At 58.0% G+C, this 24,609-nt stretch carries 22 protein-coding genes; 8 read left to right on the top strand and 14 right to left on the bottom strand.

Going from position 1 to position 24,609, the window contains the following annotated elements; translation table 11 throughout:
• Window positions 1-745: 745 nt before the first annotated feature.
• From WA928_RS01145 to WA928_RS01105, 9 genes are all read right to left on the bottom strand, one after another.
• A complete protein-coding gene (locus WA928_RS01145; protein ID WP_424298503.1) occupies window positions 746-1,369 on the bottom strand; it encodes a Maf family protein in 624 nt (207 codons plus the stop codon).
• Window positions 1,370-2,812 (bottom strand): pyruvate kinase, encoded by a 1,443-nt coding sequence (pyk, locus tag WA928_RS01140; RefSeq protein ID WP_424298500.1) that lies wholly within the window; start codon window positions 2,810-2,812, stop codon window positions 1,370-1,372.
• 106 nt (window positions 2,813-2,918) lie between these two features.
• Window positions 2,919-3,389 (bottom strand): 23S rRNA (pseudouridine(1915)-N(3))-methyltransferase RlmH, encoded by a 471-nt coding sequence (rlmH, locus tag WA928_RS01135; RefSeq protein WP_424298497.1) that lies wholly within the window; start codon window positions 3,387-3,389, stop codon window positions 2,919-2,921.
• Window positions 3,386-3,781, bottom strand: a complete 396-nt coding sequence (gene rsfS / locus WA928_RS01130) for a ribosome silencing factor (RefSeq protein ID WP_424298494.1) — start codon at window positions 3,779-3,781, stop codon at window positions 3,386-3,388. The genes rlmH and rsfS overlap by 4 nt, the downstream gene beginning before the upstream one ends.
• Window positions 3,778-4,404, bottom strand: a complete 627-nt coding sequence (gene nadD, locus WA928_RS01125; RefSeq protein WP_424298492.1) for a nicotinate (nicotinamide) nucleotide adenylyltransferase — start codon at window positions 4,402-4,404, stop codon at window positions 3,778-3,780. The genes rsfS and nadD overlap by 4 nt, the downstream gene beginning before the upstream one ends.
• The gene (hemF, locus tag WA928_RS01120) at window positions 4,395-5,297 is read right to left on the bottom strand and encodes an oxygen-dependent coproporphyrinogen oxidase (RefSeq protein ID WP_424298489.1); all 903 of its coding nucleotides are present in this window, start codon (window positions 5,295-5,297) and stop codon (window positions 4,395-4,397) included. Before hemF ends, nadD begins: the two co-directional genes overlap by 10 nt.
• Before the next feature lie 15 nt (window positions 5,298-5,312).
• Window positions 5,313-6,617, bottom strand: coding sequence for a phosphoribosylamine--glycine ligase (gene purD / locus WA928_RS01115; RefSeq protein WP_424298486.1), 1,305 nt, complete (start codon window positions 6,615-6,617; stop codon window positions 5,313-5,315).
• Window positions 6,614-7,342 (bottom strand): YebC/PmpR family DNA-binding transcriptional regulator, encoded by a 729-nt coding sequence (locus WA928_RS01110; protein ID WP_424298483.1) that lies wholly within the window; start codon window positions 7,340-7,342, stop codon window positions 6,614-6,616. Before WA928_RS01110 ends, purD begins: the two co-directional genes overlap by 4 nt.
• Before the next feature lie 55 nt (window positions 7,343-7,397).
• The gene (locus WA928_RS01105) at window positions 7,398-8,270 is read right to left on the bottom strand and encodes a DMT family transporter (RefSeq protein WP_424298480.1); all 873 of its coding nucleotides are present in this window, start codon (window positions 8,268-8,270) and stop codon (window positions 7,398-7,400) included.
• 54 nt (window positions 8,271-8,324) lie between these two features.
• Here WA928_RS01105 and WA928_RS01100 point away from each other — a divergent pair, with 54 nt between their 5' ends.
• Window positions 8,325-9,308, top strand: a complete 984-nt coding sequence (locus WA928_RS01100) for a quinone oxidoreductase family protein (protein WP_424298477.1) — start codon at window positions 8,325-8,327, stop codon at window positions 9,306-9,308.
• Window positions 9,309-9,413: 105 nt separating this feature from the next.
• Here WA928_RS01100 and WA928_RS01095 read toward each other — a convergent pair whose 3' ends face one another.
• Both WA928_RS01095 and pepN read right to left on the bottom strand, forming a co-directional pair.
• A complete protein-coding gene (locus WA928_RS01095; RefSeq protein ID WP_350383287.1) occupies window positions 9,414-10,424 on the bottom strand; it encodes a class 1 fructose-bisphosphatase in 1,011 nt (336 codons plus the stop codon).
• A 29-nt stretch (window positions 10,425-10,453) separates the two neighbouring features.
• On the bottom strand, window positions 10,454-13,156 hold the full coding sequence (pepN, locus tag WA928_RS01090) for an aminopeptidase N (RefSeq protein WP_424298474.1): 2,703 nt from the start codon (window positions 13,154-13,156) through the stop codon (window positions 10,454-10,456).
• Window positions 13,157-13,353: 197 nt separating this feature from the next.
• Between pepN and WA928_RS01085 the strand changes: the two genes are divergently transcribed.
• A complete protein-coding gene (locus tag WA928_RS01085) occupies window positions 13,354-13,929 on the top strand; it encodes a DUF4136 domain-containing protein (protein ID WP_424298471.1) in 576 nt (191 codons plus the stop codon).
• Window positions 13,930-13,959: 30 nt separating this feature from the next.
• Here the strand turns inward: WA928_RS01085 and WA928_RS01080 are convergent, their stop codons facing one another.
• Entirely contained in the window at window positions 13,960-14,331 is a 372-nt protein-coding gene (locus WA928_RS01080) for an H-NS family nucleoid-associated regulatory protein (protein ID WP_417277297.1), read from the bottom strand.
• 179 nt (window positions 14,332-14,510) lie between these two features.
• Between WA928_RS01080 and WA928_RS01075 the strand changes: the two genes are divergently transcribed.
• Together WA928_RS01075 and tldD are read left to right on the top strand one after the other, a co-directional pair.
• Entirely contained in the window at window positions 14,511-15,323 is an 813-nt protein-coding gene (locus tag WA928_RS01075; protein WP_424298468.1) for a carbon-nitrogen hydrolase family protein, read from the top strand.
• 44 nt (window positions 15,324-15,367) lie between these two features.
• Complete coding sequence (gene tldD / locus WA928_RS01070) at window positions 15,368-16,822, top strand: metalloprotease TldD (protein ID WP_424298465.1); 1,455 nt, start codon at window positions 15,368-15,370, stop codon at window positions 16,820-16,822.
• A 66-nt stretch (window positions 16,823-16,888) separates the two neighbouring features.
• Here the strand turns inward: tldD and pncB are convergent, their stop codons facing one another.
• Together pncB and WA928_RS01060 are read right to left on the bottom strand one after the other, a co-directional pair.
• A complete protein-coding gene (gene pncB, locus WA928_RS01065) occupies window positions 16,889-18,124 on the bottom strand; it encodes a nicotinate phosphoribosyltransferase (protein WP_350383275.1) in 1,236 nt (411 codons plus the stop codon).
• Window positions 18,125-18,141: 17 nt separating this feature from the next.
• Window positions 18,142-20,982, bottom strand: a complete 2,841-nt coding sequence (locus tag WA928_RS01060; RefSeq protein WP_424298461.1) for a valine--tRNA ligase — start codon at window positions 20,980-20,982, stop codon at window positions 18,142-18,144.
• Window positions 20,983-21,162: 180 nt separating this feature from the next.
• Here WA928_RS01060 and ndk point away from each other — a divergent pair, with 180 nt between their 5' ends.
• Genes ndk through ispG form a run of 4 tightly spaced genes read left to right on the top strand, consistent with a single transcriptional unit; the run spans window position 21,163 to window position 24,606 of the window.
• Window positions 21,163-21,588 carry a nucleoside-diphosphate kinase gene (gene ndk, locus WA928_RS01055; protein ID WP_424298458.1) on the top strand — a complete coding sequence of 142 codons (426 nt, stop codon included), beginning with the start codon at window positions 21,163-21,165 and terminating at the stop codon, window positions 21,586-21,588.
• Window positions 21,589-21,644: 56 nt separating this feature from the next.
• Window positions 21,645-22,796 carry a 23S rRNA (adenine(2503)-C(2))-methyltransferase RlmN gene (gene rlmN, locus WA928_RS01050; protein WP_424298455.1) on the top strand — a complete coding sequence of 384 codons (1,152 nt, stop codon included), beginning with the start codon at window positions 21,645-21,647 and terminating at the stop codon, window positions 22,794-22,796.
• On the top strand, window positions 22,793-23,296 hold the full coding sequence (locus tag WA928_RS01045; RefSeq protein ID WP_424298452.1) for a helix-turn-helix domain-containing protein: 504 nt from the start codon (window positions 22,793-22,795) through the stop codon (window positions 23,294-23,296). The genes rlmN and WA928_RS01045 overlap by 4 nt, the downstream gene beginning before the upstream one ends.
• Window positions 23,293-24,606, top strand: a complete 1,314-nt coding sequence (gene ispG, locus WA928_RS01040; RefSeq protein ID WP_424298449.1) for a flavodoxin-dependent (E)-4-hydroxy-3-methylbut-2-enyl-diphosphate synthase — start codon at window positions 23,293-23,295, stop codon at window positions 24,604-24,606. Before WA928_RS01045 ends, ispG begins: the two co-directional genes overlap by 4 nt.
• Window positions 24,607-24,609: the final 3 nt, after the last annotated feature.

Below are 24,609 nucleotides of genomic sequence, written 5' to 3'. Positions count from 1 at the left end.
CCAATATGAGCATCGGCCAAGTCATCAAGGCCGCAGTGCCTTGGTTGATGCTGCTGCTCATCTACCTGGTGTTCATCACCTACGTGCCTATCGTTACCCTCTGGCTGCCAGGCTTGTTTGGCTAAGCGTTCGCTGTTGACATAAGGGTGTCATATGGCACCCTCATAATCCCCTCCCAGTGCCTGGGCCATGTGGCCCAGGCTTCTGCGAGGGGATTTTTGCATGCGGCATGCGTTGACACTGAAAAGCCGATTTATTCTGTATCTTTCATTGTTTGCACTCTGTACGCTTTTGGTGCTGGGTGCTGTATTGCATTTGCTACCCAACTGGTCGCGCGATACCAGGCTGCCCTTGGTGCGTTGACTCGCAATACTTCGGTCAGCAGTATACGGATGCTGAGGCCTCTATTCGGACACTCATCCAGCGCTTTGGTGCCCAGCAGGCGCAACGGATGGAGCAGCAGATGGACACTGCAGCTGTAAATCTAATCACGATGGCACTGCGAAACCTATATCGGTCCATCAAGCGCCCTTTGAATCAGGGGATCGTATTGGCCGGTCATCTGCCTTCGTACAATCTTACTGTCTGTAACGAATAGGTGGGGTGTGGCGAAATAGGCCGTCAAGCAGCGACCGTGCTGCTATTGTGTAGGTTGAATGATTTTGTCCAGACCTGTGCCCCAGGGGCGGATTCGCGTGCTTGTTTGCTGAAAAACGCCGCCTGTGGGTTCAAGAAACTGAGTAGCTCAAAGCCCTTTAAGCAACTGCAATGTCTCGTGGGCGGGCAGGCCCATGACACCGCTGTGGCTGCCTGAAAGGTGGCGCACAAAGCCGGCTGCGCGGCCCTGGATTGCATATGCACCGGCCTTGCCCATGGGTTCGCCCGTTGCGCAGTAGGCTTCGATCTCTGCCGGGTTTAGAACCTGAAACTGAACCTCGCTGATCTGGCTGGCAGTACGGATACGGCCTTGAAACGACACCACAATGGCCGTGTGCACCCGGTGCCGGCTCCCCGATAGCTGAGTCAGCATCCTGGCTGCTTCTGCAGGGCTGCCTGGTTTGCCAAGAACGGTGTCGCCCAGAATCACCGTGGTGTCTGCGCATAAAACAGGGGCCTGTCGCCAGTTATCCGGCCAATGAGCCGGGATGTTGTCTGGTTGCCCCCCAGATTCCAGCCACTGGGTTGCCTGGTGCGCTTTATTCAAGGCGGTACGTTGTACGTAGTCGTCTGGGGCCTCATTGGGCAGGATGGGTTCGTCTTCGCCAGGCGGGGGAGGGACGCGCAGGACGCCATGGGGAATATCCAGCTGCGTCAGGATTTCGTGGCGTCTGGGGCTGGCTGAGGCCAGCAATATAAAAGGCACTGACACTTAGTGCACCCGCAATATTTTCAAGCCGTTAGTGCCCCCGCTGTTGCTGTAAAAATCACCTTTTGTCAGGATGATCCAGTCGCCGGCCTTTAACAGGCCTTGCTGGCGCAAAATATCAATGGCCGCCTGGCTGACTTCCGCAGGTGGCAGGGCAGCGGCATCGAAAGGTACGGTATAGACGCCCCTGAATAACGCCGCCCTGCGCTGGGTGGCCACATGTCGGGTATAGCAGTAAATCGGCACACCAGAGCGGATTCTCGACATAATCAACGGAGTGTGTCCACTTTCGGTCAGGCTGATGATCGCTTTTACCCCCGGAAAATGATTTGCCGCGTACATGCTGGCCAGGGCGATGGTTTCGTCGCAACGGGTAAATGTTTCACCCAGACGGTGATGCGACTGAATGCTGTTGGGCTCTTGCTCAGCACCCAGGCAGATACGCGCCATGGCCTCTACCGCTTCAACGGGATATTGGCCCGAGGCCGATTCAGCAGACAGCATCACGGCATCGGTGTAGTCCAGTACTGCATTGGCGACGTCCGAGACCTCTGCCCGGGTGGGAATGGGGCTGGCAATCATTGATTCCATCATTTGCGTGGCGGTGATGACCAGCTTATTCAGGGTGCGGGCATGCTGAATGATGCGCTTCTGGATCCCCGCCAGGCGGGCGTCACCGATTTCAACCCCAAGATCGCCTCGGGCCACCATTACCCCGTCACTGGCGCGGATCAGATCGTCAAGGGTTGAATCATCGGCCACTGCTTCAGCACGCTCGATCTTGGCGATAAGCCAGGCCTGGCTGCCTGCCTTCTGCACCAGGGCCCGGGCCTGCTCGATATCGGTACCGGATCGTGGAAACGAAACGGCCACATAGTCCACTTCGAGTTCAGCGGCCAGCAAGATGTCCTGGTGGTCTTTTTCAGTGAGGCTGGGTGCTGAAATACCCCCTCCGCGCCGGTTGATGCCCTTGTTATTGGACAGTGGACCTCCTACAACCACCACCGTATGCACGGCAGAGGAATCTACCGACTCGACTCGCAAGATGACTCTGCCATCGTCTAGCAGCAGTTCGTCGCCGGCGGCACAATCCTGAACCAAAGGTGGGTATTCGATGCCGACAATCGCGGTTGTACCAGCATCCAGCGGGTGCTGGGTAGACAAGGTGAAGGTGTCTCCTACTTGTAGCTGGATGGCAGTGTCGGTAAAGCGGCCAATGCGGATCTTTGGCCCCTGGAGGTCACCCATGATGGCTACGTGGCGGCCGTGGCGTTGTGCAATTTCCCTGACAAGAGTCACGCGCGCCCGGTGATCGTCGGCGATGCCATGCGAGAAATTCAATCGTGCAACGTCAAGGCCGGCGAGGATGAGCGCCTCGATGCGTTCTGGTGAGGATGTAGAAGGGCCCAGGGTGGCAACAATTTTTGTTCTGCGACGAGCGGTCATCGGGCGGCTCCGTGAATGCGCCGGCCAGGATAATTGGACAGCAGGGGTGGCAATCGGACGATATGCCACAAGGATACTGCAATCGGTGTTGGCCTCGGCCAGCCGCTTACTCGCGGTGGTAGGGGTGATTGGCCAGGATGCTCCATGCCCGGTAGAGCTGTTCGGCCAATAGTACCCGGACCATGGGGTGAGGTAATGTCAGTGAAGATAGGCGCAGTGCCTGGCGCGCACTGTGTTTGAGATCCGGATCCAGGCCGTCTGGGCCACCCACAATAAACGCAATATCCTGGCCGCTGGCCCGCCAGGTTTCCAGGTGACGGGCCAGATCCTGGGTGGTGGTGTCGCGTGCATGTTCATCCAGAATCACACGCCAGACATGGGGGCCCAGGGCGGATTCAATCCGCTGAGCCTCGGCCCGCATCAGCTGCGCGACGGTTTTTCCGTGTGTACGTGGTTCAGGCCGGATCTCATGCAGCTCTACTAGGCAGTCGCGCGGCATACGCCGGGCGTAATCTTGCCAGGCGTCCTGCACCCAGGCAGGCATTCGGGTGCCCACTGCCACGACGTGCAGTTTCATGCGCCGATGTCATCATCCATGTCTGAGGAAGGCTGTGCGGGCCCGGTGGATGCCAGCCTTACACGGACAGGCTTGGTTCCCCAGATTTCTTCGAGGTTGTAGTAGCTGCGGATGGCGGGTTGCATGCAGTGCACCACAATGTCCCCCAGATCGATCAGTACCCATTCACCAGTTTCTTCGCCTTCAGTGGCGATGACTTCCAGACCGCCATGCTTGGCTTGCTCGGCAACGTGGCTGGCCATTGCGCGGGTTTGCCGATTGGACGTACCGCTGGCCACGATGACACGATCAAACAGGCTGGTCAGGCCGGTGGTGTTGAATACTTTGATGTCCTGCGCCTTGGTGTCTTCCAGGGCGTCCACGACAAGACGTTGTTGTTTTTGCAGATTCATGAGTTTCCAGAAGGATCCGGGGCATTGCCCAAAGTTTGATAAAGCTCGTGGGCCCGAATGTAATCAAGGACGCGGGCGTCGAGCATGGTGTCAGGGGATTTACCCTCGGCAAGAGCCTGGCGAATGGCCGTACCAGCAATGTTTTGTGGTGGAAACGGGATATGCACCAGACCACCTGGCTTGAGTGCCTGGGCCAGGTCTTTAGGGGGGCATGCCTGAGTGCCTGGGCGTTGTGCGACCGCCAGGCGCACCAACGCTAGAATATCGCGCCAGCGGTGCCAGGTGCAAAAATTGGCCAGCTGATCAGCCCCTAGAATCCAGGTGTAGTCTGCATCATCTGGTAAGGCCTGCAGGGTATCGATGGTGTAGGTGGCACCCGGGCGCTGGAGCTCGATCGGATTGACCTGCAGGTGGGGGTTGCCGGCACATGCAAGTTTAAGCATATCCAGGCGTTGCTGTGCGCTTGCACCCAGTTGCCCGCGTTGCCACGGGCGGGCGGCCGGTAATAGCTGCACGGTGTGCAGGTCAAGCGTTTCCCAGGCCGCTTGGGCCAGTGCGATATGTGCCTGATGGACAGGGTCGAAACTGCCACCCAGCAGGCCAATCCGGGGTTTTACAGCCATGTGCGGGGTTTTAGATAATCAGATAGCGCTGCCTCGGGGGAGCCTGGCTCTGGCGTCCAGTTGTAGCGCCAGTTGGCGATTGGTGGCATGGACAGCAAGATGGATTCGGTTCGTCCGCCTGATTGCAGCCCAAACAGTGTTCCTCGATCGTAGACCAGATTGAACTCGACATAGCGACCCCGGCGGTATGCCTGAAAAGCGCGTTCGCGATCGGTGTATGGGGTGTCCATGCGTGCCTGCACAATGGGTACGTAGGCGGGGATAAAGCAGTGGCCTACCGCCTTTGTCAGTGCAAAGCAGGTATCGAAATCAGGTTGATTCAGGTCGTCGAAGAACAGGCCGCCAACCCCGCGAGTTTCGTGCCGGTGGCGCAGTAAGAAATAATCGTCGCACCAGGCCTTGTAGCGGGGGTATTTATCGGCACCAAAAGGAGCTACGGCGTCGTGGCACACTTGGTGAAAGTGCCGGGCGTCTGCCTCGACAGGGTAATACGGGGTGAGATCCAGCCCGCCGCCAAACCAAAATACGTCTTGGTCGCCCCCCGATCCGTGTGCCACAAAGAGGCGGACGTTGAGGTGTGTCGTCGGGACGTGTGGGTTGCGTGGATGCAATACCATGGAGACCCCCATGGCTTCCCAGCTGCGCCCGGCAAGCTCGGGACGATGGGCGCTGGCAGATGGTGGCAGGGTGCGTCCCTGGACATGGCTGAACAAAACGCCCGCACGTTCGAAAACAGTGCCGCCTTCGATATAACGGGTTAATCCACCGCCGCCTTCGGATCGTGACCAGGCATCGTGCCCGAAAGGCGCACCCTCCAGGGATTCCAGTGCCTGGACAATCTCGTCTTGCAAGCGGGAGAATGCGTCGTGCGCGGCCTCGACAGGAACATGCATCAGTAAGCCTCCGCTTCAGGTATCCAGGGTGCTTTTGGTGAGGTTCAGGGCTCGCCAGCCAATATCGCGCCGAAATTGCCGGCCCTCAAACAGGGTTTGGTTGACGGCATCGTACGCGGCCTGCTGGGCCCTACGGATAGAATCGCCCAGGGCGGTGACGCACAGTACCCGCCCGCCATTGGTGCTGAGTTGGCCTGTCTGGCGTGTGGTGCCCGCATGAAACGTCACGCAGGTATCCGTATCTGGTGCCAGGCTGGTGATGGCGTCCCCTTTTCGGGGAGCGTCCGGGTAGCCCGCTGCAGCCAGCACCACGCCAACCGCTGTCCGGCGATCCCATTGTGGGTCTGCCTGGTCGAGCGTGCCGTTGATCGCGTGCTCGAGGATCTCGGTGAAGTCGCTTTTGAGGCGCAGCATGATGGGTTGGGTTTCGGGGTCGCCCATGCGGCAGTTGAACTCGAGCACCTTGAGTGGCCGGGTGGCATCGGGCCCGGGGCCGATCATCAGGCCGGCATATAAAAAGCCCGTGTATGGAATGCCGTCGCGAGCCATGCCCAGAACAGCAGGCTGGATGACTTTGCGCATGATGCGGTTGTGCAGGGCAGGGCTGATCAGTGGCGCAGGTGAGTATGCACCCATGCCGCCTGTATTGGGGCCTGCATCGCCATCCAGCAGGCGTTTGTGATCCTGGCTGGTGGCCAGGGGCAAGACATGGTGTCCGTCGCACATCACGATAAAGCTGGCTTCTTCACCTTCGAGGAAGTCTTCGATGACAACCCGTGCGCCGGCCTCGCCGAAGGCACCTTCTTGCCCGAGCATGTGGTCGATGGCCTGCAAGGCCTCTGGTATGGATTGGGCCACCACCACGCCCTTGCCGGCGGCCAGGCCGTCGGCCTTGATGACGATGGGTGCACCCTGGGCTTGTACGTAGGCCTTGGCTGCCTGTGCATCGGTAAAGGTTTGATAGGCTGCGGTCGGGATGCCGTGACGTTGCATGAACGCTTTGGCGTAATCCTTGGAACTTTCGAGCTGGGCAGCCGCCTGGTTGGGCCCGAAAATGCGCAGACCCGCTGCGCGAAATGCATCGACGATACCGGCGGCCAGCGGAGCTTCCGGGCCAACCACGGTAAAGGCGATTTTCTCGGCCTGGGCGAAGGCAATGAGGGCGTCAAAATCCTGCAAAGGCAAGTTTTCAAGCATCGGTGCGTTTTCGGTGCCGCCATTGCCGGGTGCAATGTAAATTTTTTGCACTCGAGGCGATTGAGCCAGGCGCCAGGCTAGAGCGTGTTCGCGGCCGCCTGAGCCGATCAGCAGTAGTTTCATTCGTCGTCCATGACGGCAGTGGTGTAGACCTCCTGGACGTCGTCCAGGTCTTCGAGGAGATCGATAATTTTTTGCATGCGCTCGGCATCGTCTCCGGTCAGCTGTACCTTGGATTCTGCCTTCATGATGACACCGTGGATTTCGGCGATCAGGCCAGCGGCGTCAAAGGCTTGCTTCAGGGCAGTGTAGTCGGTGGGTTCGCAGGTAACCTCAATCACCCCTTCTTCGTCAGTCTGGACGTCGTCCGCACCATTTTCCAGGCCGACTTCCATGACAGCTTCTTCGGAGGTGCCAGGAGCGAAAATGAACTGGCCACAATGCTTGAACATGAAGACAACGCTGCCATCCTGGCCCAGATTGCCACCGTGCTTGCTGAGTGTGTGGCGTACTTCGGAGACGGTCCGTTGGCGGTTGTCGGTCATGCAGTCGATGATGAGTGCAGCACCACCGATGCCGTAGCCTTCGTAGCGGATTTCTTCGTAGTTGGCATCATCGGCCCCGCCAGCACCCCGCTGGATGGCCCGAAGGATATTGTCTTTGGGCATATTGGCTGCGGTGGCCTTGTCCCAGGCCAGGCGCAGGCCCGGGTTGGCATCCGGGTCGGCGCCGCCCGCACGGGCTGCAACAGTGATTTCACGGATGATTTTTGTCCAGAGCTTGCCGCGCTTGGCGTCTTGACGCCCTTTGCGGTGCTGGATATTTGCCCATTTACTGTGTCCGGCCATAGTGTTTCAATTTGGATAAAACAAAGAATCTTTGATTTTAACGCCTTGGGGCAGTTCAGTCCCCGGTACCCGTTTCGACGTTGGCCTGTTGCAGCCCGGACCACACGATTGCACCCACGATCAACGCACCGCCGAGGAGGGCGCGCATGGAGGGATACTGTGCAAACAGGATGGCGGCAAACAAGATGGCGTATACAGGCTCCAGGGCGATGACGATGCCGGCAGTGCGAGCCTTCAGTTTTGCCAGACTTGAAACCAGCAAAGAATGCGAGAGTGCCGTGCAGAAAACACCCAGCATAAACACCCAGAGCCAGTCGATGGGACGTAGGGCAGCAAATTCGGTGAAACACCAGGGTAGGGTCAGGGCAGCCACCACTGCGTTTTCCCAGCAGGCCAGCTCGCGCCCTGACATACCCGTGACAGCCTTGCGATTGGCTAATGTAAACAGCGCAAAGGCCAGCCCCGAGAGCACTGCCCAGACCAGCCCGGTTGTGGCCTGATCCTGGAAATTGAAGGATGGTGTCACCAGCACCAGACCCAGTGTCACCAGAATCACCACCAGCCACTCGGACGGGCGGGTGCGTTCGTGAAACAGAAAGCCCTCGAGCAGAGTAATGAAGGCCGGGAAGCTGGCGAACCCAAGGGTTGCAATGGCAATGCCGCCAATTTTGACGGCCACAAAAAAAGTGGCCCAGTGTATGGCCAGCAAGGTGCCGGCCAGGATCAAGGACCCCCATGCCGAGCGGGCAGGCCACTGGATGCGGTGCCCGGTGTGGCGAATAAAGAGTAGCAAGGTAACCGTTGCAAAGACCGCACGCCCTGCTGTGATCAAGGTGGCACTGCCCTGGATGAGTTCGCCAAAGATGCCCGTGAGTCCAAACAATACTGCGGTGATATGAATGGCGATCTGAGCTTGGCGGGAATTCATGCTAGTCTTTTTACGTTAAGCGATATAAAGCCCAGCCGGGCGGAGGAACATACAGTGAGCAAGGCGCAAATCATTCAGATTGAGAAACATGGCGGGCCTGAGGTTTTGCAAATGGTGCAGGTGGATGTGCCTGCGCCTGCTGCAGGAGAAGTGCAGATTCGCCAAAAGGCCGTAGGCCTGAACTTTATCGACATCTATTGTCGCACGGGGCTGTACCCAAATCCCTTACCGCATGGTTTGGGCTTCGAGGGCTCTGGCGTGGTGGAGGCCGTGGGCGAGGGTGTCACGCACGTCAAGGCAGGTGATCGTGTTGCCTATGGGCAAGGGCCTTTGGGTGCCTATTCCACCTTGCGTAATGTCCCGGGTGAAAAAGTAGTCGCCATTCCGGATTCAGTCAGCTTCGAGCAGGCAGCCGCCCTGATGCTCAAGGGGCTTACCGTCCAGTATCTGTTTCGCCAGACGTACCGCCTCAAGGGTAGTGAAACCATCCTGTTTCATGCTGCCGCCGGCGGAGTCGGCCTGATTGCCTGTCAATGGGCGCGCGCCCTGGGGGTGCGTCTGATCGGCACCACATCGTCCCCCGAGAAAGCCGCCCTGGCACGCCGTTATGGGGCCTCGGAGGTCATTGACTACACCAAAGAAGACGTCCCGGCCCGTGTGCTGGAACTCACAGATGGCCAAAAAGTGCCTGTGGTCTACGATGGCGTGGGCAAGGCCACCTGGGAGATGTCCCTGGATTGCTTGCAGCCTCGCGGGATGATGGTTAGTTTTGGCAATGCCTCCGGCCCCGTCGAAGGAGTCAATCTCGCAGTCCTGGCCAAAAAGGGTTCTTTGTATGTCACGCGGCCGATGGTTTCTGCCTATACAGCCACTGCTCAAGCCATGCAGGCAGCAGCAGCCGATGTCTTCGAGCTTGTGACTGCCGGCAAGCTGGATATCGTGATTGGCCAGCGCTTCGCGCTGAAAGATGCCGGCCTGGCGCACGAAGCTCTGAAATCGCGCCAGACGACGGGTGCGACTGTACTTACCCTAGACTGATCCTGGGGTCAGACACAGAATAAAACGCCTCGGTGTGCTGAACTGCACCCCAAAAGTTGGACATTGATCCAACCTTTTAGGGTGCAGTTCAGTGTGCGGGGGCGCTTATTTTGCCGTGTGGTAACGCTGGACGCGTTCGACTTCTTCGCGGGATCCCAGAATAACGCCGATCCGCTGGTGGATGCCTTCGGGTTGGACGTCCAGGATACGGTTTTCGCCATCCACTGCGCAACCGCCAGCTTGTTCCACCAGAAAGCTCATGGGGTTGGCTTCGTACATCAGGCGTAGCTTGCCCTTGCCGCCTGAAGGCCGGGCATCGCGAGGGTACAGGAAAACCCCCCCACGGCTCAGGATCCGGTGGACATCAGCCACCATGGATGCAATCCATCGCGTATTGTAATTTTTGCCCAGAGGGCCAGTCTCACCCTGCAGGCATTCTTCGATGTAGCGCTTTACCGGCGCTTCCCAGTGACGCATATTGGACATGTTGATGGCAAATTCTGCCGTTGTATCGGGAATCCGGATGTTCTCGTGGGTAAGCAGCCAGGAGCCCATTTCGCGATCCAGCGTGAAGCCCATGACCCCCGCACCCACGGTAAGTACCAGCATCGTTTGCGGCCCGTAAATGGCGTAGCCTGCGGCTACCTGGCGTGTGCCGGGTTGTAAGAAGTCTGCCTCGGTTACTTCCCGGCCGGCCGCCTCGGCCGGTGCCTGCAACACAGAGAAAATTGTGCCGATCGATACGTTGACATCAATATTGGACGAACCATCCAGGGGATCAAATAGCAGTAGGTTCTGGCCCTTGGGGTAATGATTGGGAATGCGGTGGATGGTTTTCATTTCTTCAGAAGCCATCGCTGCCAGATTGCCGCCCCATTCGTTGGCTTCCAGCAAGATTTCGTTGGATAGCACGTCCAGTTTTTTCTGAATTTCTCCCTGGACATTTTCAGTGCCCTGGCTGCCAAGTACCCCGCCCAGTGCTCCTTTGCTGACTGCGTGGCCAATGGCTTTGCAGGCGCGCGACACGGTTTCAATCAACAGACGGACTTCAGGAGAGACCGCTTTGTGTTCGCGTTGCTGTTCAACCAGATACTGCGTCAGTGTTTTAAATTTCAAGGTGTTCCCCCAAAAAAATGGAATAGCGGTCAGGCATCAAGTGCTTTGGAAATGATTTCAGACACATTGCGCGACAGGCCCGGCGCGGAGCGCACACGTTGCAGGGCTGCCTGCATGCCCTCCCGGCAAGTAGGCTCAAACCGTGCCCATTGGTCGAAGGCCCGTGCCAGGCGGGCGGCAACCTCAGGGTTGATTTTGTTAAGCGCCAAGACTTGTTCTGCCCAGAAATCGTAGCCTTCTGGCGTGTGCAATTGGGCAGGATTATCCATCACAAAGCGGAAAATCACAGCCCGGGCCCGGTTGGGCGTGCGCAGGGTGAAATCGGGCAATGCCATCAGCGCCCGGATCTGAGCAACGCCATTGGCCGGGGCGCTGGCCTGAATGCCAAACCAGTTGTCCAGTACCAGGGGATCGTGCTGCCAGCGTGTGTGGAAATCCTGCAGAAGATCGGTGCATGCCTGTGGCGACTGCTGCAGCAGGGCATTGAGTGCCCCGAGGCTTTCGGTCATGTTTTTGGCTTGCGCGTATTGTTGCCGGGCTGTCTCGGCTGCCTGGGGCACTTGGCCGGCCAGCAGGTAGCCCAGTGCCAGATTGCGCAGAGAGCGCCTGCCCGCAGAGACTGGGTCGGGAGAATACGGGCGGCCATCATCTGCCATGGCCGCATATAGGTTACGCCAATGTGTGGCAAGCTGTGTGCCCAGCGCAGCCTGCGTGGCACGCCAGACATGAAACGCCGCTTGTGGATCCTGGGGCTGGCTACGCTCGATAAGTTCGCGTAGGGCAGGGAGGCTCAGGAGTCGTGCCGGGTAGGCTGGGGAGAGGGTTTGGTCTTCCAGGGCGGTTTGCCAGAGGGCCAGCATGGGCGCTATATCGGGGGCTGGTTTCTGTGATTGCCGGGCTTCGATACCTGCCAAAAGATGGCGTAGGGCGGTTTCCTGGGTAGCATCCCAGCGGGCAAAGGGATCGGTGTCGGTGCGTGCCAGCAGGGCGAGGTCTTCAGCCTTGCGTGCCGAGGCGATGATCACTGGCGCAGAAAAGCCTCTGAGCAGGGACAGCACTGGGGGCCGCTTGACACCTTCGAGCATCCAGCTCTGTTTGGCCTGTGTCAATTGGAGCACCAGTGTATCCATGGTTTTTCCTTGCCAGGAAATCGGCTGCGGCTGGCCGTCGCCATCCAGCAGGCCAATGGCCACGGGGATATGCAGTGGCGGCTTTTTGGCCACCGGAACCTGCCGGGCTTCCAGGCCAACTGGGTCGCATTGTTGGCGGAGAGTGATCTGCAGCGATTGGGCAGAGGCGTCGTAGTGCTGCTCGATGTAGAGCCGTGGAGTGCCTGCCTGTTGATACCAGCGACGGAAGATGGTGAAGTCTTGCCCTGGGAAACGTTGGCTGTAGATGGATTCGGTGGCGTTGACGAAGTCGTCGCAGGTGACTGCCTGCCCGTCGTGGCGCCGAAAATATTCGGCCATTCCTTCCTGAAAGCCTGCTTCGCCCAGCAGTGTGTGCTGCATGCGGATGACTTCAGCACCTTTTTCATACACGGTGGCTGTATAGAAATTACCGATTTCCTGATAGCTGTCAGGCCGGATCGAGTGGGCCATGGGGCCTGCGTCCTCGGGGAACTGCATCATGCGCAGGACGTGTACGTCGTCGATTCGTTTTACGGCCCGGGCGCTGGCCGCCTCGGCCTGGGGCAGGCCGCTGGCCAGCATATCGGCCGAAAACTCCTGCTCGCGAAACACCGTGAGACCTTCTTTAAGTGACAGCTGGAACCAGTCCCGGCATGTGACGCGGTTCCCTGTCCAGTTGTGGAAGTATTCGTGGCCGATCACATCTTCGATGCGCCGATAGGTGCTGTCAGTGGCACTGGCTGGGTCGGCCAGCACATAGGCTGCATTGAATACGTTGAGGCCCTTGTTTTCCATGGCCCCCATATTGAAGTCACGCGCCGCCACGACCATAAAGCGATCCAGATCGAGCTCGAGCCCAAAGCGCGTTTCGTCCCAGTGCAGGGCCCGTGCCAGGCAATCAAGTGCCCAGTGTGTCTGATCCTTGCAGCCACGGTCGCTGTACACCTGTAGCAGCACCGACCGGCCACTGCGGGTGGTTTCGGTACGTTCAATGCAATCGAAGTCGCCCGCTACGAGTGCAAACAGATAGCAGGGCTTGGGATGTGGGTCGCGCCAAAGTGTCTGATGGCGGCCATCTGGCAGGGTGCTTTGTTCGATCAGGTTGCCATTGGAAAGCAGGGTTGGATACTGGGTTGGGTGGGCCCGCAAAACCACCTCGTAGATGGCCATGACATCCGGGCGATCCGGGAACCATGTGATGCGGCGAAATCCTTGTGCTTCGCATTGTGTGAACAGCTTGTCGCCCGATACGTACAGCCCCATCAGGGTGGTATTTTGGGTGGGGTTGCAGTCGCTGATGATTTCGAGGGTGAACTCACCGCTGTGTGAGGGAGGCGTCAGTTGCAGTGTGGTATCGGTCAGCTGATACTGTGTGGCGTCCAATACCTGGTCATCAATCAGTACCTGGATCAGCGTCAGATCCTCACCGTCCAGGATGAGGGGTGTGCCGGCCGGGGTATTGTCAGTGGCCTGAAGGCGTAAAACGGAATGAACCCGGGTAGAGTCAGCAGCCAGATCGAACTCGAGCCGGACCTGTGACAGACGATAAGGATAAGGGCGGTAATCCTGGCGATAGATCGTCTGGGCCGTATCAGTGCGCATGGTGATTTCCGTAAAGCTTCTAAAGCCTTATTGTAGTTCTCCAAACGAGTCATGACAGACTTCTGACCGAACATGTCTGCTTGTATCACTGTGCGAAAACCTGCTTTCGAAGCCGCCCGGCCAAGTCTATGATGTCAGTGTTATATGCCGAAACAAGGTGCTTGATGTTTGTATTATCTGTGTGGTTGAAACTGGCCATGATCAGCATCGTATTGATGCTGGGTGGTTGTGCCAGCGTATTTTCCGCTCAGCTTACGCGTTACCAGCAGTGGCCTGATCAGACGCAAGGGGCACGGTACTGGGTGCAGCCCGATGCAGCGCAGCAAAATAATCTGCAATTTCAGACATTTTCGGATGCCGTGCGTGCGGCCCTCGGCCCAACCGGCCTGGTTGAGGCTCAATCACAAAAGCAGGCCCGCTTCATTGTGCATATCGAATATGGCAGCGAGCAAACCACCGAATGGCGCCAGCAAATGGTGGATCCATATTTTTCTGGTGCCTTTGGCGGCGGGTTTGGATACCACCGGCACTGGGGAGGCTGGGGGCCGGGGCCTGTGATTGAAACGGTTCCTGTTGAAGTAAACCGTGTGCACCTGATGGTGCGTATCGACGATCAGTCGAAGCAGGGCCAGGAGGTTTATCGTGCCACGGCCGTGACATCGGCTCGGGATAATCAGCTGGGTGCCGTGATGCCTTATCTGGCCCGTGCGGTGTTTGAGCAGTTTCCGGGGCGCAATGGTCAGGTGGTGCGGGTCAAGTACCCGCTGCCGTAAATAGCGCCACGGAAAAATCTGCTTTTTATATTAAGCGGCAGGTTTGATCAGAAAGGCTTCGCGCGGAGTGCCGGCTGCTTCTGCGTCTGAGACCCAACGGGGTGGTTTCCCGCGCCCGGTCCATTCGGCGTGGGTTTCAGGGTGGCGATATTTGGGTGGTACAACGCGTTTGGCGCCGGCGGCTGGCTTCCGGGGAGCGCTGGTGGTGGGTTTGCTGGTTTTTTTGCGGTCGAAGGCAGCCAGGATTTCTTCGGGCGTAATGCCATAATCGCGCATAGACCGCACAATCGAGGTGATAACCGGTTTGCGTTGCTTGGCCTGCAATGACTGCAGTTGTTTTTCGATTTTGGCTTTTTCTTTCTCGAGCCTGGTTTTTTGTGTTGCGTAGCTGGAACGGGCCATGGAATGCTCCGGGAACTAAATAGGTGGAAGTATGATCTGACAATAGATAAAGACCTTTTGTATTAACGCCGGGCCTTGGCTGATTTTAATATGGTTTTTATCTGTCTGACTACCTGACTGCTCATTTGATTTTGTGTCATATATTTGGTTGCGATATTTTTACCCATAAGGTTTTTGATATGCAGGAATCTCTGTTGCCGGTTGCTGCCGTGCAAATGGTCTCTGGTTTATCGGTTGGCGATAATCTCGAGCAGGCTGCCCGCTGGATTGCGCAGGGTGCTGAAAATGGCGCCCGCTTGCTGGTGTTGCCTGAATATTTCTGTTTCATGGGCCGCCATGATGCAGACAAGCTGGCCCTCGCCGAGCAACCGGGAGAAGGGCCGATTCAGGCGTTTCTGGCCTCACAAGCCAAACAGCACAAAATCTGGCTGGTTGGAGGCTCTTTGCCCCTGCATAGCCCAGACCCGGATCGTATCTACAACGCTTGCCTGGTGTTTGGCCCGGATGGCAAACAGATGGCGCGTTACGACAAAATTCATTTGTTTGGTTTCACCAAGGATTCCGAATCCTACGATGAATCCATTTCCATTCGCCCGGGCGACAACCCCCCACAAGTGGTGCATATGCCTTGGGGGGAAATGTCCGTGGGTATTTGTTACGACCTTCGGTTTCCAGAATTTTTTCGCTCTCAGGGGGATGTCCGCTTGATGGTGTTGCCAGCCGCTTTTACCTGGACAACAGGTTCGGTACACTGGGAAATCCTGCTTCGTGCGCGGGCCATCGAGAACCAGTGCTATGTGTTGGCCAGCGCCCAGGGAGGTCACCACGAAAACGGCCGACGCACCTGGGGCCATTCGATGCTGATTGATCCCTGGGGCAAGGTGCTGGCCTGCTTGCCTGAAGGCCCTGGGCTGGCTGCGGGCACGCTTGATTTTTCACGGATCGAATCCGTCCGGCAATCTTTGCCGGCATTGCGTCACCGTGTGCTGTAATAGCCAAATAGATAGTGTCAGATTGTTTACATGGATCGCATCAGATGAAATTGTTTGAACCCGGTTTGGATGCGCTTAATACAGCGCGTAGCTTGTTGCTGGAGCCTTGGGGCCTGGATGAGTCGCACCTGGCTCGTGCGCTGTCAGAAATCCACACACATCGGGTTGATTATTCCGACCTGTATTTTCAGTACAGCTGCTCTGAGGGCTGGAGCCTGGAAGAGGGCATTGTCAAAACCGGCAGCTTTTCAATCGACCAGGGCGTTGGGGTCAGGGCGATCAGCGGCGAAAAAACCGCCTTTGCCTATTCTGACAGCCTGTCTCCCGAGGCGCTGATTTCCTCTGCGCAGGCGGTGCGTACCATTGCGCGCCAAGGGGCTGGCCGGCAAAAGGTGTCTGCGGGGCCCGAGACGCCGCATCACCTCTATCCAGCCGTCAATCCTGTCGAGTCCCTTTCTGCGGCAGACAAGGTTGCACTGCTGGGGCGTGTCGAGGCCATGGCCCGGGCGGCAGACCCTGAAATTATTCAGGTAATGGCAGGTCTGGCAGCCGAATACGATGTAATTCTGGTGGCGGGCAGCGACGGACGCCTGGTTGCTGATGTCCGGCCACTGGTGCGCTTGTCTGTCACCGTCATCGCCGAGCGTAAAGGCCGGCGGGAAATGGGTCATGGTGGGGGCGGCGGCCGCACCGGCCTGGCGTATTTCACGGATAATATTTTGCGTGGCTATGTGCAACGGGCGGTTCACGAAGCACGGGTCAACCTTGAGGCTCGGCCGGCGCCTGCCGGACAAATGACTGTTGTCCTGGGCTCTGGATGGCCTGGCATTCTGTTGCATGAGGCTGTGGGGCATGGGCTGGAGGGCGATTTCAACCGTAAAGGGTCCAGTGTTTTTGCCGGCCGTATCGGTCAGCGCGTTGCCTCGCGTGGGGTAACGGTAGTGGATGACGGCACCTTGCCTGACCGCCGCGGTTCATTAAATGTTGATGATGAAGGCCACCCCACTCAGCATAATGTGCTTATCGAAGACGGCATCCTGCGGGGGTATATGCAGGATTCCATGAATGCCCGGCTGATGAAGCAAAATCCCACCGGCAACGGGCGGCGCGAATCCTATGCGCATCTGCCAATGCCGCGCATGACCAACACGTATATGCTGGCCGGCACTGCCGAGCCAGACGAGATCCTCGCCTCTGTAGACCGTGGCCTTTACGCCGTAAATTTCGGCGGTGGGCAGGTGGATATCACCAGTGGCAAGTTTGTGTTCTCTGCCTCAGAGGCCTACATGATCGAAAACGGCAAGATCAGCTATCCAGTCAAGGGGGCCACCCTCATTGGTAGCGGCCCCGAGGCCATGCAACGCATCGGGATGGTGGGGCACGACCTGGCCCTGGATTCCGGTGTGGGCACTTGCGGCAAAGAAGGCCAAAGCGTGCCTGTGGGCGTCGGGATGCCTACCTTGCGTATCGATGGCCTGACAGTGGGCGGCACGGCCTGATTTAGGGGGGGCGGGTACACACCGGTCAGGCTGCTTGCCTGCTGGGCGTACCCAACGCCCGTTGTCTTAGGCGTGCGTGTGGCCAGCCTGCTGGTGGCTGATATCGTGCCCAAACACCTGCCGCAAATAGGCAAGAAAAGTCTGGTCTGTGCAATGCTCTTTGCCGGGGCTATCGGCCAGCTTGGCTGTTGGCATGCCATTGCATTCAAAAAGCTTCATCACGATATTCAGTGGCTGTGGCCCCAGATCGTTGGTGAGATTGGTGCCGATGCCAAAGCCCAGTTGTACCTGATCGGCAAAGTGGTGGTAGATTTCCAGTGCCTTGGGCAGATCCAGCGCATCCGAAAATACAAAGCGTTTGGTTTTTGGATCGATCCGCAGTGAGCGATAGTGCGCCAGGGCTTTTTCGCCCCACTGAATTGGGTCGCCTGAATCGTGTCTCAGGCCGTCAAAAAGTTTGGCAAAATACAGATCGAAGTCCAGCAGAAAGGCATCCATCCCGACAACATCCGTGAGCGCGATGCCGAGGTCTCCGCGGTATTCCTGTACCCAGTCCTCAAGAGCACTGCGCTGAAAATCCCGCAGCCGGACTTTGCCAAAAGCCTGATAAGACTGCAGGTATTCGTGTGCCATGGTGCCTACCGGCACCAGCCCGTGTTCTCTGGCCAGTGCCACGTTGGAGGTACCCGTCATGATGTGGGGTACGGCTTGTCGTAGTGTGGTGACAACCTCGGTTTGCCAGGTGCGGGAAAAGCGCCGACGCAAGCCGAAGTCGGAGATCTGCAGCGGAAAGCGTCTGGACGCCTCTTGAGAAAACGTTTTCAGCAACTGGATCTTGTTGTGCAAGCGCAAGCGCCCCTCTGCGTAGGTTTCCGGTGTCTGGTAATGGCGGAAATAGAGTTCATTGACGATTGCCAGAACAAAGATTTCGAAGCCCATCACGTGTACTTGCGGGCCACGTGCGATGATGCGTAGTCCTGCGCCTTCGGTTTCAATTGTTATGAAGCGCCGCTGAAAATGAAACAGCGAGAGAAAGTCGACGAAATCAGACTTGATATAACGCAGTCCGCGAAGATAATCGAGCTCTTCTTGCGTAAACCGTAAAGAGCACAGATGGTCGATCTGTGCCCTGACTTCATCTGCCAGGGCTGCCAGCGGGTGCTCGGGCTGATTGCGGCAGATAAAGCGATATTCTGCCTGGGCAGCGGGGTGCCGATGCAGCATGGCCTGCCACATGGTGAACTTATAGAGATCGGTGTCCAGCAAGGACACGATCACGGGCTCGAATGCGGCGGGTGTCATACGGTTTGGCTCCTGAGTCACTCGCTGAGGCGGTGGCGTTGTGCCCTGACGCGATTCAGCGTATCGCCAAATTGCGTCAGGCGGGCCTGTTCTTGTTCGACCACAGCCTTAGGGGCGCGCTCGACAAAACTGGCGTTTGACAGCTTGCCTTGGGCCTTGGCAATTTCTTTTTCCAGCCGATCGATTTCTTTATCGAGGCGGATGCGTTCTGCTGCCAGATCGATCTCGACATGGAGCATCAGCTGAGTGGTGCCCACCACCTGCACCGGCGCGCCGATCTCTGGCAGCTGTTCAAGCGCCTGAACATCGGACAGCCGGGCAAGCATGCTGAGGTACGGGGTAAGCGTTGTCAGGTCTTCGGGGGCGCCCTGAACCAGCAAAGGTACCCGTTGTCCCGGCGCCAGATTCATTTCTCCGCGCAGTGCCCGAATGGCGTCTGTCAGGGTTTTGAGTGTTTTGAGACGGCCCACGGCAACAGGATCCAGCAAGGTATCGCGGGCCTGGGGGTAGGGTTGCACGCTGATGCTGGCGGTCTGGTCGGGTGTCCGTACGCCCGCAGCCACTGACACCTTTTGCCAGAGCTCTTCGGTGATGAACGGCATGATCGGGTGAATCAGGCGCAAGAGCGTTTCGAGAACATGGATCAGGGTACGGCGGGTGGCCGCCTGCTGGACAGGCTGGCCGGACTGCAGCTGCACCTTGGCGAGTTCCAGGTACCAGTCACAGTATTCATCCCAGATGAAGTGATAGAGCCGGTCGGCGACGTGATCAAACCGGTATTGTGCAAATCCGGCATGGACGTCCGTAATCAGCTTCTGCAAGCCGTCAATGATCCAGCGGTCGGCAAAAGAGAGGTCGTCTGCTTGCGCCTGGCCGAGTGTGTGGCCCTCGACGTTCATCAGCACGAAGCGGGTGGCGTTCCAAAGCTTGTTGCAGAAATTTCGATACCCTTCGCAGCGCTTGAGATCGAAATTTATGTTGCGTCCCAGTGTGGCGTAGGCCGCCATGGTAAAGCGCAAGGCGTCGGTGCCGTAAGCGGGGACGCCCTCAGGGTAATCCTTGCGCGTGCGTTTGCGGATGGCATCCGCCTGTTTCGGGTTCATCAGGCCGGCCGTGCGCTTGGCCAGCAGCGGCTCAAGCCCAATGCCGTCGATCAGATCCACGGGGTCGATGGTATTGCCCTTGGACTTGGACATTTTCTTACCTTCCATGTCACAGACCAGCCCGTGAACATAGACGGTGCGAAACGGTACTTCGCCGGTGTGGTGCATGCTCATCATGATCATGCGGGCCACCCAGAAAAAGATAATGTCGAAGCCCGTGACAAGCACTGCCGACGGCAAATAGCGGGCAAGATCGGGGGTCTTGTCTGGCCAGCCAAGGTCTGTGAAGGGCACCAGGGCGGATGAAAACCAGGTATCCAGTACGTCAGGATCACGTGTCAGGGGGCCCTCTATGCCGGCTGCGCGCGCCTGGGCTTGCGCGTCTTCGGCAGAGCGGGCAACAAAAATCTGGCCGTCGGCCGAGTGCCAGGCAGGAATCTGGTGGCCCCACCACAGTTGCCGTGAGATGCACCAGTCTTGAATGTTGGTTAGCCACTGGTTGTATGTGGTGGTCCAGTTCTCGGGTACAAATTTGACGCGGCCGTCTTCGACAACCTGAAGAGCAACCTCAGTGATGCTTTTCCCGGGGTGCAGGCTGTCTGTGGGCGCTGGCTTGCTCATGGCGACAAACCACTGGTCAGTGAGCATGGGCTCGATGATGCTGTTGGTGCGATCGCCGCGGGGTACCATCAGCTTATGTGGTCGAACCTGCTCCAGTAGCCCCTGTGCAGACAAGTCTTCGACCATCCGCTTGCGGGCCTCGAAGCGATCAAGGCCTCGGTAGGCAACTGGTGCTTCATCGTTGATTTTGGCATCCAGTGTCAGTACGCTGATCATCGGCAACTGGTGGCGCTGTCCGACAGCGTAATCATTGAAATCGTGTGCCGGCGTTACCTTGACAACCCCTGTGCCAAATTCACGATCGACGTAACTATCGGCAATCACCGGGATCTCACGACCCACCAGCGGCAGCGTGACGGTCTTGCCCACCAGGTGGGCGTAGCGTTCGTCGTCTGGATGCACCATGACAGCCACGTCACCCAGCAGGGTTTCAGGGCGGGTGGTGGCCACAACCAGATGGGTAAGATCTTGCTCGGGGTGGGTGAGTGGATAGCGGATCTCCCACATGTGGCCGTCTTCTTCGCTGCTGACCACCTCGAGATCCGAGACCGCGGTACCCAGTATCGGATCCCAGTTGACCAGCCGCTTGCCGCGATAAATCAGGCCTTGCTGGTACAGCCGTACAAAAACCTCGATCACGCCGCGTGACAGGCGCTCGTCCATCGTGAAGTATTCACGTGACCAGTCGCAAGATGAGCCGAGCCGGCGGAACTGGCCCGTGATGGTGCTGCCGGACTTTTCTTTCCAGGCCCAGACGCGATTTAAAAACGCTTCACGCCCCAGGTCGTGGCGTGAAACCCCTTCTGCATCCAGCTGGCGCTCGACCACGATCTGGGTGGCAATGCCTGCGTGGTCGGTGCCAGGAATAAAGACGGTATCGTCCCCGTTCATGCGGTGATAGCGGATCAAACCATCCATGATGGTTTGATTGAACGCATGCCCCATGTGAAGGGTGCCCGTGACATTAGGGGGCGGAAACTGAATAGCAAACGGAACAGCTGTCTGTCCGGCAGCGGGCTGCACGTGCTGGCCACCCGAGAAAAGGCCTTGGCGGCTCCAGAGTTCATACCAGCGGGACTCGATGTCCTGGGGTTCGAAGCTTTTGGGTAGGGAGGCAGAAGAAGAGTCGCTCATGGCGTCGGGTAGCGAAAAAACGATTATTGTAGGCGGATGTCCGCGGCGACGTGCATGATAAAATGCACGGTTAACTGTTGGCGCGTACTGCCCCGCATCTAGGGGACAGTCAGCACAACGGGATTCATTCTACCTTTTCACCGGGAAACTCTTTTCCCCGACTCCACCGGAATACGCTCCATGGCTATTGAACGCACCCTTTCCATTATCAAGCCCGACGCCGTCGCCAAAAACGTCATTGGCCAGATCGTGGCCCGCTTCGAGCAGGCTGGCCTGAAGGTCGTGGCAGCTCGTTTGCAGCAGCTTTCGCGTGACGAAGCCGAACGCTTTTACGCTGTGCACAAAGAGCGCCCCTTCTTCAAGGATCTTGTCGACTTCATGGTCTCGGGGCCCGTGTTTGTGCAAGTGCTTGAAGGCGAATCCGCCATCACCAAAAATCGCGACCTCATGGGCGCTACCGATCCCAAAAAGGCCGCTGCCGGTACCATCCGTGCTGATTTTGCAGACAGCATCGATGCCAATGCCGTGCATGGCTCTGACGCGTCCGAGACCGCTGCGGTCGAGATCGCCTTCTTTTTCCCGCAAAGCAACGTTTTTAGTCGTTAATTTCGGCTAAGTGGCCCCGGGGTTCCGGGGCCCTGGTTTTTACTGGTTAATTGTTCATGTCGACATCAGACACCGTCAATGTTCTGGGCCTGGATCCTGCAGGCCTGGAATCCCTGGTTGCCCAATGGGGCGGCAAGCCTTTTCGTGCCCGTCAGTTATCCCAGTGGGTGCATCAGCGGGGTGTCGACCAATTCTCCGACATGAGTGATCTGGCCAAAGAGTTTCGCAGTCAGCTGGACGCCCACTGTGTAGTCAAGGCTCCACCGCTCAACATCGAAAAGCGTTCTGCCGATGGCACACGCAAGTGGCTTTTCGATATGGGCGCGGGAAATGCCATCGAAACCGTTTTTATTCCCGAGGACGACCGCGGCACCCTGTGCATCTCCAGCCAAGCTGGTTGCACTGTTGCGTGCCCGTTTTGTTCCACTGGCTATCAGGGGTTCAGCCGCAACCTCAGCACCGCAGAGATCATCGGGCAGCTGTGGTACGCCAATCGTGCCCTCTACGAAGACCCCCAAGCTGCGCGGCTTAACGGCCCGGCCGAAGACGCCCGGCGCGCCGTCAGCAATGTGGTCATGATGGGGATGGGCGAGCCTCTGCTGAACTACGATCAGGTGCTGGGTGCCCTGCGCCTGATGGTCAGCGACCACGCCTATGGGCTGTCGCGCCGTCGGGTCACAGTGTCTACGTCGGGCGTGGTGCCCATGATCGATCGTCTCGCCCAGGATTGCCCGGTTGCGCTGGCCGTGTCATTGCATGCGCCCAACGATACCCTGCGGGATCGCCTGGTGCCGTTGAACCGCAAGTATCCTTTGGCACAATTGCTTGATGCCTGCAACCGGTATCTTGATTACGCACCACGTGATTTCATTACCTTCGAGTACATCATGCTTGACGGCGTAAATGATGCTGATGAACAGGCGCGAGAACTCATCCAGCTGGCCCGTAATATCCGCTGCAAATTCAACCTGATCCCGTTCAACCCTTTCCCGCAGTCCGGCCTGAAACGTTCGCCAACCGCCCGCATCCGTCTGTTTGCCCAGCAGCTGACAGATGCAGGGCTGGTGGTTACTGTGCGTAAAACCCGCGGTGATGATATTGATGCCGCGTGTGGCCAGCTGGCGGGTGAGGTCAAGGATCGAACCCGCATAAACGAGCGCCTGCCAGATCGCGCCCGCATCGTCATACGTAAAAAGGAGCATGGATGAGCGAATCACAACGCGATCTGCCCGAGCTTTCTGGTCAGGCAGAATCTGCCGACCTCCTGTCTGCCGGTACTGCACTTCGCCAGTTGCGCGAGGCAAAGGGGCTTGGTCTGTCCGAGGTTTCGGCGCGTATAAAATACTCGGCTGTACAGCTGGGGTATCTTGAAGCCGGCGATTGGGCGCGATTGCCGTCCGGAGTGCCCTTGCGCGGTCTGGTGCGTAATTACGCGCGTTTCCTTGGGGCTGACACCGATGCGGTGCTGGGTTTGCTGGATGATGAAGTCGGCTCTACCCGGCCGCACCCGGTCGTTGGCCAACAAGGTACCCGCCGTGTGCTGCAACAGGCCGATATCGTCCCGCGGGGCGAGCCGGCGCACCGTACGTGGGCATGGCTTTTCTTGCTTTTGATTTTGCTGGTAGTGGTTGGTTGGTATGCCATCAATCGAGGATGGGTACCCGATCAATGGCTGATTTTTGATTGGTTGAAGGCCTTGCGTCCATGAATTCAGAATCTTCAGGCACCGAACCCTCGGTCGCTTCACGTCGCCCAACACGAGGTGTTGCGGTACGTTGGGGTGATCATGTGGTTCAGGTGGGCGGGGATGCCCCGGTGGTGGTGCAGTCCATGACCAACACCGACACTGCAGATCCGCTGGCAACAGCCAGGCAAGTGCGCGAGCTCTGGCAAGCAGGATCCGAGCTCGTGCGTGTTACTGTCAATACGCCCGAAGCCGCCACCCAGGTGGCGGCATTACGCAATCACTTGGATGGCATGAATGTGCCTGTCCCGCTGGTGGGCGATTTTCACTATAACGGGCACAAGCTGCTTACCCAGTTTCCCGATTGCGCTCAGGCACTGTCCAAATACCGTATCAATCCCGGCAACATGGGGGGTGGAAAGCGGCGTGATGACAATTTCGCTCAAATGATCGAAGTTGCCTGCCGCTACGAAAAGCCCATCCGGATAGGAGTCAACTGGGGCAGCCTGGATCACGAGCTGCTGGCGCGAATGATGGACGAAAACGCGGCGCGCCCTGACCCCTGGACAGCCAATGCGGTGATGCGTGAGGCGCTGGTCGTCTCGGCTATCAGCAATGCGCAGCGCGCAGAGCAACTCGGTCTGCCGGGTAACGCCATTGTCCTGTCGTGCAAGGTCAGCCATGTCCAGGATCTGATCGCCGTCTACCAGGATCTGTCGAAACGCTGCGATTACCCCCTGCATCTGGGCCTCACCGAAGCAGGAATGGGCTCCAAGGGGGTTGTCGCCTCTACCGCTGCGCTGGCTGTGCTTTTGCAACAGGGTATCGGCGACACGATCCGTATTTCCCTTACCCCCGAGCCTGGCGGCGACCGCTGCCGCGAAGTCATCGTGGCGCAAGAAATTTTGCAAACCATGGGCTTGCGGGCCTTTACCCCAATGGTGGTGGCGTGTCCCGGATGCGGCCGAACCAGCAGCACGGTTTTCCAAGAGCTTGCTGCCAGTATTCAGGATTACCTGCGTACCCAGATGCCTGTCTGGAAAAGCCGCTATCCGGGCGTAGAAACCATGAATGTCGCGGTAATGGGGTGTGTCGTCAATGGCCCTGGCGAAAGCCGGCACGCGGATATCGGCATCAGCCTGCCAGGTACCGGAGAGGTGCCGGCTGCTCCTGTATATGTCGATGGCAAGCGTACGGTCACGCTCAAGGGCGATGCCATTGCGCAAGAATTCAAACAAATAGTGGAAGACTATGTGGCCACACGCTATGGACAGCAGCAGGCCTCGGACGCCTCAGCTCATCGTCCCGGTGTTGTGCCGCGTCAGGCAGGTTGATGC

Origin of the sequence: Castellaniella sp., assembly GCF_049651205.1 — a bacterium.
GTDB lineage: Bacteria > Pseudomonadota > Gammaproteobacteria > Burkholderiales > Burkholderiaceae_B > Castellaniella.
This window is presented reverse-complemented; position numbering and strand designations above follow the sequence as displayed.

Bases quoted from the DNA above. Each gene is read 5' to 3' on its own strand.
- pyk (WP_424298500.1), bottom strand. From the start codon at position 2,812: ATGACCGCTCGTCGCAGAACAAAAATTGTTGCCACCCTGGGCCCTTCT.
- rlmH (WP_424298497.1), bottom strand. From the start codon at position 3,389: ATGAAACTGCACGTCGTGGCAGTGGGCACCCGAATGCCTGCCTGGGTG.
- rsfS (WP_424298494.1), bottom strand. From the start codon at position 3,781: ATGAATCTGCAAAAACAACAACGTCTTGTCGTGGACGCCCTGGAAGAC.
- nadD (WP_424298492.1), bottom strand. From the start codon at position 4,404: ATGGCTGTAAAACCCCGGATTGGCCTGCTGGGTGGCAGTTTCGACCCT.
- hemF (WP_424298489.1), bottom strand. From the start codon at position 5,297: ATGCATGTTCCTGTCGAGGCCGCGCACGACGCATTCTCCCGCTTGCAA.
- purD (WP_424298486.1), bottom strand. From the start codon at position 6,617: ATGAAACTACTGCTGATCGGCTCAGGCGGCCGCGAACACGCTCTAGCC.
- WA928_RS01110 (WP_424298483.1), bottom strand. From the start codon at position 7,342: ATGGCCGGACACAGTAAATGGGCAAATATCCAGCACCGCAAAGGGCGT.
- WA928_RS01105 (WP_424298480.1), bottom strand. From the start codon at position 8,270: ATGAATTCCCGCCAAGCTCAGATCGCCATTCATATCACCGCAGTATTG.
- pepN (WP_424298474.1), bottom strand. From the start codon at position 13,156: ATGCGCACTGATACGGCCCAGACGATCTATCGCCAGGATTACCGCCCT.
- WA928_RS01085 (WP_424298471.1), top strand. From the start codon at position 13,354: ATGATCAGCATCGTATTGATGCTGGGTGGTTGTGCCAGCGTATTTTCC.
- WA928_RS01080 (WP_417277297.1), bottom strand. From the start codon at position 14,331: ATGGCCCGTTCCAGCTACGCAACACAAAAAACCAGGCTCGAGAAAGAA.
- WA928_RS01075 (WP_424298468.1), top strand. From the start codon at position 14,511: ATGCAGGAATCTCTGTTGCCGGTTGCTGCCGTGCAAATGGTCTCTGGT.
- tldD (WP_424298465.1), top strand. From the start codon at position 15,368: ATGAAATTGTTTGAACCCGGTTTGGATGCGCTTAATACAGCGCGTAGC.
- pncB (WP_350383275.1), bottom strand. From the start codon at position 18,124: ATGACACCCGCCGCATTCGAGCCCGTGATCGTGTCCTTGCTGGACACC.
- WA928_RS01060 (WP_424298461.1), bottom strand. From the start codon at position 20,982: ATGAGCGACTCTTCTTCTGCCTCCCTACCCAAAAGCTTCGAACCCCAG.
- ndk (WP_424298458.1), top strand. From the start codon at position 21,163: ATGGCTATTGAACGCACCCTTTCCATTATCAAGCCCGACGCCGTCGCC.
- rlmN (WP_424298455.1), top strand. From the start codon at position 21,645: ATGTCGACATCAGACACCGTCAATGTTCTGGGCCTGGATCCTGCAGGC.
- WA928_RS01045 (WP_424298452.1), top strand. From the start codon at position 22,793: ATGAGCGAATCACAACGCGATCTGCCCGAGCTTTCTGGTCAGGCAGAA.
- ispG (WP_424298449.1), top strand. From the start codon at position 23,293: ATGAATTCAGAATCTTCAGGCACCGAACCCTCGGTCGCTTCACGTCGC.